General features: G+C 70.3%; 11 protein-coding genes. 1 reads left to right on the forward strand and 10 read right to left on the reverse strand.

Annotation, left to right across the window (positions count from 1 at the left end; genetic code table 11):
• The first annotated feature begins 119 nt into the window (after nucleotides 1–119).
• Complete coding sequence (locus tag ACU6P3_RS13705; RefSeq protein ID WP_030742076.1) at nucleotides 120–746, forward strand: Uma2 family endonuclease; 627 nt, start codon at nucleotides 120–122, stop codon at nucleotides 744–746.
• 98 nt (nucleotides 747–844) lie between these two features.
• Here ACU6P3_RS13705 and nuoN read toward each other — a convergent pair whose 3' ends face one another.
• The 10 genes from nuoN to nuoE form a co-directional block, all read right to left on the reverse strand.
• The gene (gene nuoN, locus ACU6P3_RS13710; RefSeq protein WP_447197350.1) at nucleotides 845–2515 is read right to left on the reverse strand and encodes an NADH-quinone oxidoreductase subunit NuoN; all 1671 of its coding nucleotides are present in this window, start codon (nucleotides 2513–2515) and stop codon (nucleotides 845–847) included.
• Nucleotides 2512–4116, reverse strand: a complete 1605-nt coding sequence (locus ACU6P3_RS13715) for an NADH-quinone oxidoreductase subunit M (protein ID WP_447197351.1) — start codon at nucleotides 4114–4116, stop codon at nucleotides 2512–2514. Before ACU6P3_RS13715 ends, nuoN begins: the two co-directional genes overlap by 4 nt.
• A gap of 7 nt (nucleotides 4117–4123) precedes the next feature.
• Nucleotides 4124–6070, reverse strand: coding sequence for an NADH-quinone oxidoreductase subunit L (gene nuoL / locus ACU6P3_RS13720; RefSeq protein WP_447197352.1), 1947 nt, complete (start codon nucleotides 6068–6070; stop codon nucleotides 4124–4126).
• Nucleotides 6071–6083: 13 nt separating this feature from the next.
• A complete protein-coding gene (gene nuoK / locus ACU6P3_RS13725) occupies nucleotides 6084–6383 on the reverse strand; it encodes an NADH-quinone oxidoreductase subunit NuoK (RefSeq protein ID WP_447197353.1) in 300 nt (99 codons plus the stop codon).
• Nucleotides 6380–7393 (reverse strand): NADH-quinone oxidoreductase subunit J, encoded by a 1014-nt coding sequence (locus ACU6P3_RS13730; RefSeq protein WP_447197354.1) that lies wholly within the window; start codon nucleotides 7391–7393, stop codon nucleotides 6380–6382. Before ACU6P3_RS13730 ends, nuoK begins: the two co-directional genes overlap by 4 nt.
• Entirely contained in the window at nucleotides 7390–8028 is a 639-nt protein-coding gene (nuoI, locus tag ACU6P3_RS13735; protein ID WP_447197355.1) for an NADH-quinone oxidoreductase subunit NuoI, read from the reverse strand. Before nuoI ends, ACU6P3_RS13730 begins: the two co-directional genes overlap by 4 nt.
• Nucleotides 8021–9421 carry an NADH-quinone oxidoreductase subunit NuoH gene (gene nuoH / locus ACU6P3_RS13740; RefSeq protein ID WP_030742062.1) on the reverse strand — a complete coding sequence of 467 codons (1401 nt, stop codon included), beginning with the start codon at nucleotides 9419–9421 and terminating at the stop codon, nucleotides 8021–8023. Before nuoH ends, nuoI begins: the two co-directional genes overlap by 8 nt.
• A 172-nt stretch (nucleotides 9422–9593) precedes the next feature.
• The gene (locus ACU6P3_RS13745; protein ID WP_447197356.1) at nucleotides 9594–12167 is read right to left on the reverse strand and encodes an NADH-quinone oxidoreductase subunit G; all 2574 of its coding nucleotides are present in this window, start codon (nucleotides 12165–12167) and stop codon (nucleotides 9594–9596) included.
• Nucleotides 12164–13525, reverse strand: a complete 1362-nt coding sequence (nuoF, locus tag ACU6P3_RS13750) for an NADH-quinone oxidoreductase subunit NuoF (RefSeq protein ID WP_447197357.1) — start codon at nucleotides 13523–13525, stop codon at nucleotides 12164–12166. The genes ACU6P3_RS13745 and nuoF overlap by 4 nt, the downstream gene beginning before the upstream one ends.
• Nucleotides 13525–14415 carry an NADH-quinone oxidoreductase subunit NuoE gene (nuoE, locus tag ACU6P3_RS13755; RefSeq protein ID WP_447197881.1) on the reverse strand — a complete coding sequence of 297 codons (891 nt, stop codon included), beginning with the start codon at nucleotides 14413–14415 and terminating at the stop codon, nucleotides 13525–13527. Before nuoE ends, nuoF begins: the two co-directional genes overlap by 1 nt.
• Nucleotides 14416–14457 lie beyond the last annotated feature (42 nt).

Here is a 14457-nt window from a genome sequence, read left to right on the forward strand (position 1 = left end):
GCCACCGCCGTCGGGCGCGTCAACGCCACGTGATCCGATCACTCGTTCGCATGGGTTTTATCCCGTATCCGGCGGTTACGCTGGGTTTACTCGCGAGACTCCGTCACATGGGAGCACTAATGAGCGTCGACCCCGAGGCAACCCAGCCCGATGCCTCCATTCCCAGGTGGCCGATCCCGCCCGCGGGCGGTTGGACAGCCGATCACCTGGACCAGCTTCCGGACCTGCCTCCGCACACGGAGCTGATCGACGGGAGCCTTGTTTTCGTGAGTCCGCAGACGTTTTTCCATGAGGAGGCGGTCGACTTCTTCAAGTGGCAGCTCAAGTCCGTCGCACCTTCGGACCTGCTCGTTCTCCGCGAGTTCACCATCGACATCGACGAGCAGAACCGACCGGAACCGGATGTCATCCTCTGTGACGCGAAGGTTCTGCTCGCACACGAGCAGACCCGGATTCCGGCCGAGACCGTGCTGCTTGCCGTCGAAGTGGTCTCCAGGGATTCAATCTCCCGCGATCGGATGAGCAAGCCGCTCAAATACGCTCGGGCCAGGATCCAGCATTACTGGCGGGTGGAGAACGACGGAACCGGCAATGCCGTGGTCTACGTCTTCGAGCTGGAGCCGGCCACGGGTGTCTACGTCGCCACCGGCATCTTCCGCGACCGTATGAAGGTCTCGTCCCCCCTACCGATGGACCTGGACCTCACAGCGATCATGCCGCGCCCGGACTTCACAGACGACCTGTAGGCCCCAGACGCAATCGGTGTCCGGCCCTTCCCCCGGGGTGCCGGACACCGACCGCGTCCGCGAGCGTGGGCCCACACCACGGCCCGCTACGGCTACGGCTACCGCACGAAGCCTCCCGCCTGCCCCGCCAGGTCCAGGAAGTACTGCGGCGCCACTCCCAGCACCAGCGTGACCACGACGCCCACGCCGATCGCCGCCGTCGTCAGCGCCGACGGCACCGCGACCGTCGGGCCCTCCGGCTTCGGCTCGCTGAAGAACATCAGCACGATCACCCGGATGTAGAAGAACGCCGCGATGGCCGAGGCGATCACACCGACCACCACCAGCACGCCCGCGCCGCCGTCCGCCGCCGCCTTGAAGACCGCGAACTTGCCGGAGAAGCCGGAGGTGAGCGGGATACCGGCGAAGGCGAGCAGGAAGACCGCGAAGACCGCCGCCACCAGCGGCGAACGGCGGCCGAGGCCGGCCCACTTGGACAGGTGCGTCGCCTCGCCGCCCGCGTCCCGCACCAGCGTGACGACCGCGAACGCGCCGATCGTCACGAAGGAGTACGCCGCCAGGTAGAAGAGGACGGACGAGACCCCGTCGGGCGTCGCCGCGATCACGCCCGCCAGGATGAACCCGGCGTGCGCGATCGAGGAGTACGCCAGGAGCCGCTTGATGTCCGTCTGGGTGATCGCGACGATCGCGCCGCCGAGCATGGTGACGATGACCACCGCCCACATCACCGGCCGCCAGTCCCAGCGCAGCCCCGGCAGGACGACGTACAGCAGCCGGAGCAGCGCGCCGAAGGCCGCCACCTTGGTCGCCGCGGCCATGAAGCCGGTGACCGGGGTGGGCGCGCCCTGGTAGACGTCCGGGGTCCACATGTGGAAGGGCACCGCGCCGACCTTGAACAGCAGGCCCATCAGGATCAGGGCGGCACCGATCAGCAGCAGCGCGTCATTGCCCATGGTGTCGGCGAGCGCCGGGTCGACGCTCTGCACCGAGCCGCCGATGACCTCGGCGATCCGGGCGTACGAGACCGAGCCCGCGTACCCGTACAGCAGGGCGATCCCGAACAGCAGGAACGCGGAGGAGAACGCGCCCAGCAGGAAGTACTTGACCGCGGCCTCCTGCGACATCAGCCGCTTGCGGCGGGCCAGCGCGCACAGGAGGTAGAGCGGGAGCGAGAGGACCTCCAGCGCGATGAAGAGCGTCAGCAGGTCGTTGGCCGCCGGGAAGACCAGCATGCCGGCCACCGCGAACAGGGCGAGCGGGAAGACCTCGGTGGTGGTCAGACCGGCCTTGACGGCGGCCTTCTCCCCTTCGCCGCCGGGTACGGCCGCGGCCTGCGCGACGAACGAGTCGACGCGGTTGCCGTGCGCCTCCGGGTCGAGCCGGCGCTCGGCGAAGGTGAACACGGCGACGATCGACGCCAGCAGGATCGTGCCCTGGAGGAAGAGCGTCGGGCCGTCCATGGCGATGGCGCCCATCGCGGCGATGTGCTTCTTCGTCGTGCCGTACCCGCCGGCCGCGAGGGCGACCACCGCGGCGAAGGCGGCGGCCAGCGCCACGACGGAGAGGAACAGCTGTGCGTGGTACCGCCCCTTCCGGGGCACGAACGCCTCGACCAGGATCCCCAGGACTGCGGCGCCCACCACGATCAGTACGGGTGCCAGCTGGGCGTATTCGATGGTCGGGGCCGGGATCCTGTCGATGGCCGGCACTCCAGGGGCGTCTGGGGCCGCCGTCGTTGTCCACAGGCTGTGGACGGCTGTCACACTCACCGGGCGGCCTCCACCTCGGGCTTGGGGTCGGTCTTCTGCACGTCGGACAGCGTGTGCTCGACCGCCGGATCGACGATCTGGGTGAGCGGCTTGGGATAGACCCCCAGGAACAGGAGCAGCGCGATCAGCGGGGCGACCACCACCAGCTCCCTGACCCTCAGGTCCGGCATGGTCCTGATCTCGGCCTTCACCGGGCCCGTCATCGTGCGCTGGTAGAGGACCAGGACGTAGAGCGCCGCGAGCACTATCCCGAGGGTGGCGATGATGCCGATCACCGGATACCTGCTGAACGTGCCGACCAGGACCAGGAATTCACTCACGAACGGAGAGAGCCCCGGCAGCGAGAGCGTGGCGAGACCGCCGATCAGGAACGTGCCCGCGAGCACCGGCGCCACCTTCTGCACCCCGCCGTAGTCCGCGATCAGACGCGAGCCGCGCCGGCTGATCAGGAAGCCCGCCACCAGCATCAGCGCCGCCGTCGAGATCCCGTGGTTGATCATGTAGAGCGTGGCGCCGGACTGGCCCTGGCTGGTCATCGCGAAGATGCCCATGATGATGAAGCCGAAGTGCGAGATCGACGCATAGGCGATCAGACGCTTCATGTCGCGCTGGCCGACCGCGAGCAGCGCCCCGTACACGATGCTGATCAGCGCCAGCACGAGGATCGCCGGCGTGGCCCACTTCGACGCCTCGGGAAACAGCTGGAGGCAGAAGCGCAGCATCGCGAACGTGCCGACCTTGTCGACCACCGCCGTGATCAGGACCGCGACGGGCGCGGTGGCCTCGCCCATCGCGTTGGGCAGCCAAGTGTGCAGCGGCCACAGCGGGGCCTTCACGGCGAACGCGAAGAAGAAGCCGAGGAACAGCAGCCGCTCCGTGTTCGTCGCCATCGACAGGGACCCGTTCGCCCGCGCCTCGGCGATCTCGGTGAGAGAGAAGGTGCCGGCGACGACATAGAGGCCGATGACGGCGGCCAGCATGATCAGGCCGCCGGCCAGGTTGTAGAGCAGGAACTTCACGGCCGCGTACGACCGTTGGGTGGCCGCCGCCTCGTCCCCGCCGCCCGCCGCTTCGGCGGCGAACTGAGCGGGTGCCGCCCGGTCCCCGAAGCCGCCGATGAGGAAGTACATCGGGATGAGCATGGCTTCGAAGAGGATGTAGAAGAGGAAGACGTCGGTGGCCTCGAAGGAGAGGATCACCATCGCCTCGACCGCGAGGATCAGCGCGAAGAAACCCTGGGTGGGCCGCCAGCGGCGATTGGGTCGTGCGTCTTCCAGCGGGTCGGCGTCGTGCCAGCCCGCCAGGATCACGAACGGGACCAGAAGGGCGGTCAGCGCGAGCAGCGACACCCCGATGCCGTCCACGCCCAGTTCGTAACGCACCCCGAACTCCGCGATCCAGGCATGCGATTCGGTGAGCTGGTAGCGGGCGCCGCCGGGCTCGAAGCGCGCCAGCGCGACGACGGCCAGCGCGAGCGTGCCCAGCGAGAACGACAGCGCCAGCCATTTGGCCGCGGTGCGCCGGGCGGCCGGAACGGCCGCCGTGGCGATCGCGCCGAGCGCGGGCAGGGCCGCCGTCGCCGTCAGGAGAGGGAAGGACATCTCGGTCTCACACCGCCCTCATCAGCAGGGTCGCGGCAATCAGCACCGCCGTACCTCCGAACATCGTGACCGCGTAGGAGCGGGCGTAGCCGTTCTGGAGCTTGCGCAGCCGGCCGGAGAGCCCGCCGAACGACGCCGCCGTACCGTTGACGACACCGTCGACCAGGGTGTGGTCGACATAGACCAGGGAGCGGGTGAGGTGCTCGCCGCCGCGCACCAGGACCACATGGTTGAAGTCGTCCTGGAGCAGATCCCGGCGGGCGGCACGGGTGAGCAGCGAGCCGCGCGGCGCGGTCACCGGCACCGGGGCGCGTCCGTACATCAGCCAGGCCACGGCCACACCGATCACCAGCGCCACGACCGTGGCGGTGGTGACGGCCGCCGCGCTGATCGGCGGGTGTCCGTGCGCATAACCGGTGACGGGCTCCAGCCACCGTACGAAGCTGTCGCCGAAGGAGAAGAGCCCGCCGGCGAAGACCGAGCCGAAGGCCAGGACCACCATGGGGATGGTCATGGACTTCGGGGACTCGTGCGGATGCGGCTCCGCGTGCCGGCCGCGCTCCTCGGCCGCGGGCTCGGCGCTCGGCTCGGCGGGGGAGGCGGTCTCCCGGCCGCGCCAGCGCTCCTCGCCGAAGAACGTCATCAGCATCACGCGCGTCATGTAGAACGCGGTGATCGCCGCGCCCAGGAGGGCGACGCCGCCGAGGATCCAGCCTTCCGTCCCGCCCTTGGCGAAGGCCGCCTCGATGATCTTGTCCTTGGAGAAGAACCCGGAGAGACCGGGGAGGCCGATGATCGCCAGGTAGCCGAGGCCGAAGGTGACGAACGTGACGGGCATGTACTTCCGCAGGCCGCCGTACTTGCGCATGTCGACCTCGTCGTTCATGCCGTGCATGACGGAACCGGCGCCGAGGAAGAGCCCGGCCTTGAAGAAGCCGTGCGTCACCAGGTGCATGATCGCGAAGACATAGCCGATCGGGCCGAGGCCCGCCGCCAGGATCATGTAGCCGATCTGCGACATCGTCGATCCGGCGAGCGCCTTCTTGATGTCGTCCTTCGCGCAACCGACGATCGCACCGAACAGGAGGGTGACGGCGCCGACCACCACGACCACGAGCTGTGCGTCCGGCGCCCCGTTGAAGATCGCTCCGGACCGGGTGATCAGATAGACGCCGGCCGTCACCATCGTCGCCGCGTGGATCAGGGCGGAGACCGGGGTCGGGCCCTCCATCGCGTCTCCGAGCCAGGACTGGAGCGGCACCTGGGCCGACTTGCCGCAGGCGGCCAGCAGCAGCATCAGGCCGATCGCCGTCAGTTTGCCCTCCGACGCGTCACCCGCCGCTCCCAGCACCGGGCCGAAGGTGAAGGTCCCGAACGTGGTGAACATCAGCATGATCGCGATCGACAGGCCCAGGTCGCCGACGCGGTTGACCAGGAACGCCTTCTTCGCGGCCGTGGCCGCGCTGGGCTTGTGCTGCCAGAAGCCGATGAGCAGGTACGAGGCGAGACCGACGCCCTCCCAGCCCATGTACAGCAGGAGGTAGTTGTCGGCGAGGACCAGCAGCAGCATCGCCGCCAGGAACAGGTTCAGGTAGCCGAAGAAGCGGCGACGCCGCTCGTCGTGCTCCATGTACCCGATCGAGTAGATGTGGATCAGGGTGCCCACACCGGTGATCAGCAGGACGAACGTCATCGACAACTGGTCGAGCTGGAAGGCGATGTCCGCCCGGAAGCTCTCGACGGGGATCCAGCTGAACAGGTGCTGGTGCAGCGTACGGTCCTCGGCACCCCTGCCGAGCAGATCGGCGAAGAGCAGCACGCCGATCACGAAGGAGGCCCCGGCCAGGACCGTGCCGATCCAGTGGCCGGCACGGTCGAGCCGGCGGCCGCCGCAGAGCAGGACGGCGGCTCCGAGCAAGGGCGCCGCGATGAGCGGCGCGATCAGATTCTCCACGATTCAGCGCCCCTCAGAGCTTCATCAGGCTGGCGTCGTCGACCGAGGCCGAATGGCGGGCACGGAACACGGACACGATGATCGCGAGTCCGACGACGACCTCCGCAGCGGCGACGACCATCGTGAAGAACGCGATGATCTGGCCGTCGAGATTGCCGTGCATCCGGGCGAAGGTGACGAACGCGAGGTTGCACGCGTTGAGCATCAGCTCGACGCACATGAACAGCACGATCGCGTTGCGCCGGATCAGCACCCCGGCGGCGCCGATGGTGAAGAGCAGGGACGCGAGATAGAGGTAGTAGACCGGGTTCATCGCTTGATCTCCTCCCCCTTGTCCCGGACCGGACCGCCGACCGAACCGCCGCCCTGACCGCCGCCCGGACGACCCGCACCGCCGCCCGCGCCGCCGGCGCGGCCGAGCCGCTCACTGGAGCGCTGCTCCAGTGCCCGCAGGTCCGCGATGGCCTCGTTCGACACGTCGCGGATCTGACCGCGGTCCTTCAGCGTCTTGTTGACCGTCAGCTCGGAGGGCGTGCCGTCGGGGAGCAGGCCCGCGATGTCCACCGCGTTGTGCCGGGCGTAGACACCGGGAGCCGGCAGCGGCGGCAGCTGGACGCCGGCGCGGACGCGCTCCTGCGCCAACTCGCGCTGTGTCTTGAGCCGTTCGGTGCGCTCGCGGTGGGTGAGCACCATCGCGCCGACGGCCGCCGTGATCAGCAGGGCGCCGGTGATCTCGAAGGCGAACACGTACTTCGTGAAGATCAGGGCGGCCAGGCCCTGCACGTTCCCGCCCGCGTTGGCCTGGCCCAGCCCGTTGAAGGAGTTCAGCGAGGCATGGCCGATGCCGGCGATCAGCAGCACGCCGAAGCCGACCCCGCACAGGGCCGCCAGCCAGCGCTGGCCTTTGAGCGTCTCCTTGAGGGAGTCGGCGGCGGTGACACCGACCAGCATCACGACGAAGAGGAACAGCATCATGATCGCGCCGGTGTAGACGACGACCTGGACGACGCCCAGGAAATACGCCCCGTTGGCCAGATAGAAAACGGCCAGGACGATCATCGTCCCGGCCAGGCACAGCGCGCTGTGCACGGCTCGCTTCATCAGGATCGTGCCGAGCGCGCCGAGGACGGCGACCGTCCCGAGGATCCAGAACTGCACGGCCTCCCCGGTCGAGGTCGTGGACACCGCGACGGAGGTGAGGGACGAGGTGAGGGATGAATGGAAGGAGGTGGAGAGAGACGAGGAAAGAGAGGAGGGGGCGGCAGCCGTGGGGGCGGCGGCGGACGAGGCCGCCGCCGCCAACGAGCCCGCGAGCGCGATCATTTACCGGCCACCTTCCGCGACGCGGGCTCCTCGGAGCCGAAGTCCGAAGCACCCTCCTGCGGCTTCTCACCCTTGGTGGCCGTCTGCCGGACCGTGCCGGGAGCGGCCTCCGTGATCAGGCCCCGGTAGTAGTCCTGCTCGTCCATGCCCGGGTAGATCGCGTGCGGCGAGTCGACCATGCCGTCCTCCAGGCCCGCGAGCAGCTCCTCCTTGGTGTAGATGAGGTTCTCGCGGGAGCTGTCGGCCAGCTCGAAGTCGTTGGTCATCGTCAGCGCCCGGGTCGGGCACGCCTCGATGCACAGGCCGCAGAGGATGCAGCGCGCGTAATTGATCTGGTACACACGGCCGTACCGCTCTCCCGGGGAGTAGCGCTCCTCGTCCGTGTTGTCCGCGCCCTCCACGTAGATTGCGTCGGCCGGGCACGCCCAGGCGCACAGCTCACAGCCGATGCACTTCTCCAGGCCGTCCGGATGCCGGTTCAGCTGATGCCGGCCGTGGAAGCGGGGAGCCGTCACCTTCTGCTGCTCCGGATACTGCTCGGTCAGCCGCTTCTTGAACATGGCCTTGAAGGTCACGCCGAAGCCGGCCACCGGATTCCGGGGGGCGCGAGGTTCCTCGCGCGAAGAATCAGACACCGTCAGCCTCCTTTCCGTCACTCTCGGTACCGTCACTCACAGTATTGCCCCCGCCACTGACAATCAGCTCCCGGTCCCCGCGCGGGCGCCTGCGCGGTACGGGCGGCAGGCTCTGCCCGGGCAGCGGCGGCACGGGGAACCCGCCCGCCATCGGGTCGAAGGCCGGTGGCTCGGGCTCCCGCGCGGCCGCGGCCTTGTCCTGCTTGTCGCGGAAGATGTCGACGACGAAGGAGAGCAGCAGCAGCGTGATGACCGCGCCGGCCACGTACAGCACGATCGTCTGGAAGTCGTAGTTCTCGTTCCGCAGCGCGCGTACGGTCGCGACGAGCATCAGCCAGACCACCGAGACCGGGATCAGGACCTTCCAGCCGAGCTTCATCAGCTGGTCGTAGCGCACGCGCGGCAGTGTGCCGCGCAGCCAGATGAAGAAGAAGAGGAGCAGCTGCACCTTGAGGACGAACCAGAGCATCGGCCACCAGCCGTGGTTCGCGCCCTCCCAGAAGGTGGAGACCGGCCACGGGGCGCGCCAGCCGCCGAGGAAGAGCGTGGTCGCGACGGCCGAGACGGTGACCATGTTGACGTACTCGGCGAGCATGAACATCGCGAACTTGATGGACGAGTACTCGGTGTTGAAGCCGCCGACCAGGTCGCCCTCGGACTCCGGCATGTCGAAGGGCGCGCGGTTCGTCTCGCCGACCATCGTGACGATGTAGAGGACGAAGGAGACGGGCAGCAGCAGGATGTACCAGCGGTCCGCCTGCGCCTCGACGATCGCGGAGGTGGACATCGAGCCGGAGTAGAGGAAGACGGAGGCGAAGGCGGCGCCCATGGCGATCTCGTACGAGATCATCTGCGCGCACGAGCGGAGGCCGCCGAGCAGCGGGTACGTCGATCCGGACGACCAGCCGGCGAGGACGATGCCGTAGATCCCGACGGAGGCGACCGCGAGGATGTAGAGCATCGCGATCGGCAGGTCGGTGAGCTGCATCGTGGTGCGCTGCCCGAAGATCGAGACCTCGTTGTTCGCCGGGCCGAACGGGATCACGGCGATCGCCATGAAGGCCGGTACGGCGGCGACGATCGGCGCCAGGATGTAGACGACCTTGTCCGCGCGCTTGACGACGACGTCTTCCTTGAGCATCAGTTTGACGCCGTCGGCGAGCGACTGGAGCAGCCCCCAGGGGCCGTGCCGGTTGGGGCCGATGCGCAACTGCATCCAGGCGACGACCTTGCGCTCCCACACGATGGCGAAGAGCACGGTCACCATCAGGAACGCGAAGCAGAACACGGCCTTGACGGCCACGAGCCACCAGGGGTCGCGGCCGAACATCGACAGGTCCTCGGCGGCGAGCACGGTCCCCGGGGCCGCCGCGAGTCGATCGAGGGCGGTCATGCGCGCACCTCCGGTGCCGGGTGGGGCCGGTAGCCCGGCCGGACGACAGATACACACACCGTGCGGTGGCCACGCGCGACGTGGTGGTCACACGCGACGTTGTGGTCACACGCGACTTTGTGGTCACACGCGATGCCGCTGTCACACGCGGCTCGGTAGTCACGGACGTCGGTCATGGCCGCGCCTCCGGTTCCGCGTCGGACGAACCGGCGGCCTCGGACGAACCGGCAGCCGTGGGCGGTACGGCGCCGTCCGCCGGGGCGGCCGGTTCCGCCGGGCCGACGCGGACCACGTCCCCCGGGCGCGCGCCCGTGTCCGCCTGGACCCCGCCGCCGCGCGAGTTCAGCGGCAGCCAGACCACCCGGTCCGGCATCTCGGTCACCCGCAGCGGCAGCGTCACCGTGCCCGCCGGGCCGGTCACCGCCAGCTCGTCGCCGTCCTTGACGCCCGTGTCGGCGGCCGTCGCCGCGGAGAGCCGGGCGAGCGCCGCGTGGCGGGTGCCCGCCAGCGCCTCGTCGCCGTCCTGCAGGCGCCCCTGGTCCAGCAGCAGCCGGTGGCCCGCGAGGACCGCCTCGCCGGTGCCGGGCCTCGGCAACGGAACGGCCACCTCCAGCGGTTCGGCGGCCCGGGGGCCGTCCCAGCGGCCCAGCCGGTCCACCTCCGCCCGTACCGCCGCCACGTCCGGCAGCGCGAAGTGCGTGTCCAGCTCGTCCGCCAGCATGTGCAGCACCCGGGCGTCGGCGGGCGCGACCGGCCGCGTCATCTGCTCCGGCTTCAGCGCCGCCTCGAACGGCCGCGCCCTGCCCTCCCAGTTGAGGAAGGTGCCCGGCTTCTCCACGACCGCCGCCACCGGGAAGACCACGTCCGCCCGCTCGGTGACCTCGCTCGGCCGCAGTTCCAGGGAGACCAGGAAGCCGACCGAGTCCAGCGCGGCCCGCGCCGCCGCCGAGTCCGGCAGGTCCGCGACCTCCACGCCCGCGACGACCAGCGCGGCCAGCTCGCCGGTCGCGGCGGCGGCCAGGATCTGGCCGGTGTCCCGCCCGTGCCGCTGCGGCAGCTCCCGTACGCCCCAGAGCGCCGCGACCTCCTCGCGGGCCCGCGGGTCGGTGGCCGGCCGGCCGCCGGGCAGCAGCGACGGGAGCGCGCCCGCCTCCACCGCGCCGCGCTCACCGGCCCGGCGCGGGATCCACACCAGCCGCGCGCCGGTCGCGGTGGCGGCCCGTGCCGCCGCCGTCAGGCCGCCCGGCACCGTCGCCAGCCGCTCGCCGACGGCGATCACCGCGCCCGGCTCGCGCAGGGCCCGCGCGGCCCTGGCCACGTCGTCGTCGCCGGTCGGACCCGCGCCGGAGGCCAGGGCGTCCAGCCACTCCGTCTCGGTGCCGGGCGCGGCGGGCAGCAGCGTGCCCCCGGCCTTCTCGAGGCCCCGGGTCGCGTACGGGGCGACCGCGAACGTCCGCTGTCCGTGCTTGCGCCACGCCTTGCGCAGCCGCAGGAAGACGCCGGGCGCCTCCTCCTCCGACTCCAGCCCCACGAGCAGCACGGCCGGTGCCTTGCCCAGCGAGGTGTATGTGACGCCCGTGCCGTCCAGGTCGTGGCCCCGGCCCGCCACGTGCGCCGCCAGGAACTCCGTCTCCTCGCCGCTGTGCGGCCGGGCGCGGAAGTCGACGTCGTTCGTCCCGAGGGCGACGCGGGCGAACTTGGCGTACGCGTACGCGTCCTCGACGGTCAGCCGGCCGCCCGCGAGCACCCCGGCCCGGCCGCGCGCGTCCGCCAGGCCGGCCGCCGCGGCCTCGAGCGCCTCGGGCCAGCTCGCCGGTTCCAGGACACCGTCCGCGTTCCGTACGAGCGGGGTCGTCAGCCGGTCCGGCCGCTGGGCGTAGCGGAACGCGAACCTCCCCTTGTCGCACAGCCATTCCTCGTTGACCTCGGGGTCGTTCGCCGCCAGCCGCCGCATCACCTTGCCGCGCCGGTGGTCCGTACGGGTCGCGCAGCCGCCCGCGCAGTGCTCGCAGACGCCCGGCGAGGACACCAGGTCGAAGGGGCGGGAGCGGAAGCGGTACGCCGCCGAGGTCAGCGCGCCGACCGGGCAGATCTGGATCGTGTTGCCGGAGAAGTACGACTCGAACGGGTCGCCCTCGCCGGTGCCGACCTGCTGGAGCGCGCCCCGCTCGACCAGCTCGATCATCGGGTCGCCCGCGATCTGCTGGGAGAAGCGGGTGCAGCGGGCGCACAGCACGCACCGCTCGCGGTCGAGCAGTACCTGGGTGGAGATCGGCACGGGCTTGGCGAACGTCCGCTTGTGGCCCTCGAAGCGGGTGTCCGGGTCGCCGACCTGCATCGCCTGGTTCTGCAGCGGGCACTCCCCTCCCTTGTCGCAGACCGGGCAGTCCAGCGGGTGGTTGATGAGCAGCAGCTCCATCACCCCGCGCTGCGCCTTCTCGGCGACCGGCGAGGTCAGCTGCGACTTGACGACCATGCCGTCGGTGCAGGTGATGGTGCAGGAGGCCATCGGCTTGCGCTGGCCCTCCACCTCGACGATGCACTGGCGGCAGGCGCCGGCCGGGTCGAGGAGCGGGTGGTCGCAGAAGCGCGGGATCTCGATGCCGAGCTGCTCGGCGGCGCGGATCACCAGCGTCCCCTTGGGGACCGAGATCTCGATGCCGTCGATCGTCAGCGTGACCAGGTCCTCGGGCGGCACCGCGGCCTCGCCGCCGCCGGAGGTGGCGGATGTGGTGACGGTGGTCATGCGTTCACCTCCAGGTGCGGGTTCTGGTCGGCCCAGAGCGTGGACTTCGCGGGGTCGAACGGGCAGCCCCGGCCGGTGATGTGCTGCTCGTACTCCTCGCGGAAGTACTTCAGGGAGGAGAAGATGGGAGACGCCGCGCCGTCGCCGAGCGCGCAGAACGACTTGCCGTTGATGTTGTCGGCGATGTCGTTCAGCTTGTCGAGGTCGGACATCCGCCCCTTGCCCGCCTCAATGTCGCGCAGCAACTGCACGAGCCAGTACGTCCCCTCACGGCAGGGCGTGCACTTGCCGCAGGACTCGTGGGCGTAGAACTCGGTCCAGCGGGTGACGGCCCGGACCACGCAGGTCGTCTCGTCGAAGCACTGGAGCGCCTTCGTGCCGAGCATGGAGCCGGCGGCACCCACGCCCTCGTAGTCCAGCGGCACGTCGAGGTGTTCGTCGGTGAACATGGGGGTCGAGGAGCCGCCCGGCGTCCAGAACTTGAGCCGGTGGCCCGCCCGCATCCCGCCGCTCATGTCGAGCAGTTGGCGCAGGGTGATGCCGAGCGGGGCCTCGTACTGGCCGGGGCTCGTGACATGGCCGCTGAGCGAGTAGAGCGTGAAGCCGGGGGACTTCTCGCTGCCCATCGACTTGAACCACTCCTTGCCCCGGTTCAGGATCGCGGGAACCGACGCGATGGACTCGACGTTGTTCACCACGGTGGGGCAGGCGTACAGGCCCGCCACCGCCGGGAAGGGAGGACGCAGCCGGGGCTGTCCGCGACGGCCCTCCAGGGAGTCCAGCAGCGCGGTCTCCTCGCCGCAGATGTACGCGCCCGCGCCCGCGTGCACGACGACGTCGAGGTCGAGCCCGCTGCCGAGGATGTTCGTGCCGAGGTACCCCGCCGCGTACGCCTCGCGCACGGCCTCGTGCAGCCTGCGCAGCACGGGGACGACCTCGCCGCGCAGGTAGATGAAGGCCTGGCGCGAGCGGATCGCGTAGCAGGCGATCACGATTCCCTCGATGAGGGAGTGCGGGTTGGCGAAGAGAAGGGGGATGTCCTTGCAGGTGCCGGGTTCCGATTCGTCCGCGTTGACGACGAGATAGTGCGGCTTGCCGTCGCCTTGCGGGATGAACTGCCACTTCATCCCGGTGGGGAAGCCCGCGCCGCCGCGGCCGCGCAGTCCGGCGTCCTTGACGTAGGCGATGAGGTCGTCGGGCGCCATCGCCAGCGCCTTGCGCAGTCCCTCGTACCCGTCGTGGCGCTCGTAGGTGGCCAGCGTCCAGGGCTCGGGCTCGTCCCAGAAGGCGGACAGGACGGGCGAGAGGAGCTTCTCGGGGCTGGTGCCGTTCTCGTCGAGCTCGGGTGCCATGGTCATCACTCCCCCTCCTCGGCTGCGGGGCCCCCGCGGTCGGCGCGACCGTCCGGACCGGCGGGATCGGTGGTATCGGCGTGATCCGTGCGCTTGGTGGGGCCCGCGGGATGGGCCGGGTCGGAGGCCGATGTCGGCTGGGGCGCGTCGTGCGAGCTGAGGTGTTCGGCACCGGGCTGCGGCTCGGCCGCCCGGGGCGGGCGGGCGTCCCGCGGCCGGACCACGCGCGGCTGGGACCGCTCCCCCTTGGCCAGCCGCAGCCCGGTCAGCGACGCGGGCCCCGCGCCGCCGGTGGCCTCGACCGCGCCGGGGCGCTCGTCCGGGAAGCCGGCGAGGATGCGCGCCGTCTCCTTGTATGTGCACAGGGGCGCTCCCCGCGTCGGCCGTACGGTACGGCCCGCGCGCAGGTCGTCGACGAGCCGCTTGGCGGACTCGGGCGTCTGGTTGTCGAAGAACTCCCAGTTGATCATCACCACGGGCGCGAAGTCGCAGGCGGCGTTGCACTCGATGTGCTCGAGGGTGACCTTGCCGTCCTCGGTCGTGTCGTTGTTGCCGACACCGAGGTGTTCCCGCAGTTCCTCGAAGATGGCGTCGCCGCCCATCACGGCGCAGAGCGTGTTGGTGCAGACGCCGACCTGGTAGTCGCCGCCCGGCCGGCGCCGGTACATGGAGTAGAAGGTGGCGACCGCGGTGACCTCGGCGGTGGTCAGGCCGAGGTGGTCGGCGCAGAAGGCCATGCCCGTGCGGGAGACGTGGCCTTCCTCGGACTGGACGAGGTGCAGCAGCGGGAGCAGCGCGGAGCGGCTGTCCGGATAGCGGGCGATGATCTCCCTCGCGTCCGCGTCGAGCCTGGCCCGTACCTCGGCCGGGTACTCGGGGGCGGGGAGCTGCGGCATCCCCAGGCTGACCCCGGCGCTCGTACCGGCGCCGGCGCCGGT

The sequence above is a fragment of the Streptomyces hebeiensis genome (assembly GCF_052983195.1).

What these genes read in the sequence shown, in the direction of transcription:
- ACU6P3_RS13705 (WP_030742076.1), top strand. Translation starts at nt 120, where the DNA reads ATGAGCGTCGACCCCGAGGCAACCCAGCCCGATGCCTCCATTCCCAGG.
- ACU6P3_RS13715 (WP_447197351.1), bottom strand. Translation starts at nt 4,116, where the DNA reads ATGTCCTTCCCTCTCCTGACGGCGACGGCGGCCCTGCCCGCGCTCGGC.
- nuoK (WP_447197353.1), bottom strand. Translation starts at nt 6,383, where the DNA reads ATGAACCCGGTCTACTACCTCTATCTCGCGTCCCTGCTCTTCACCATC.
- ACU6P3_RS13730 (WP_447197354.1), bottom strand. Translation starts at nt 7,393, where the DNA reads ATGATCGCGCTCGCGGGCTCGTTGGCGGCGGCGGCCTCGTCCGCCGCC.
- nuoH (WP_030742062.1), bottom strand. Translation starts at nt 9,421, where the DNA reads ATGACCGCCCTCGATCGACTCGCGGCGGCCCCGGGGACCGTGCTCGCC.
- ACU6P3_RS13745 (WP_447197356.1), bottom strand. Translation starts at nt 12,167, where the DNA reads ATGACCACCGTCACCACATCCGCCACCTCCGGCGGCGGCGAGGCCGCG.
- nuoF (WP_447197357.1), bottom strand. Translation starts at nt 13,525, where the DNA reads ATGACCATGGCACCCGAGCTCGACGAGAACGGCACCAGCCCCGAGAAG.
- nuoE (WP_447197881.1), bottom strand. Translation starts at nt 14,415, where the DNA reads ATGCCGCAGCTCCCCGCCCCCGAGTACCCGGCCGAGGTACGGGCCAGG.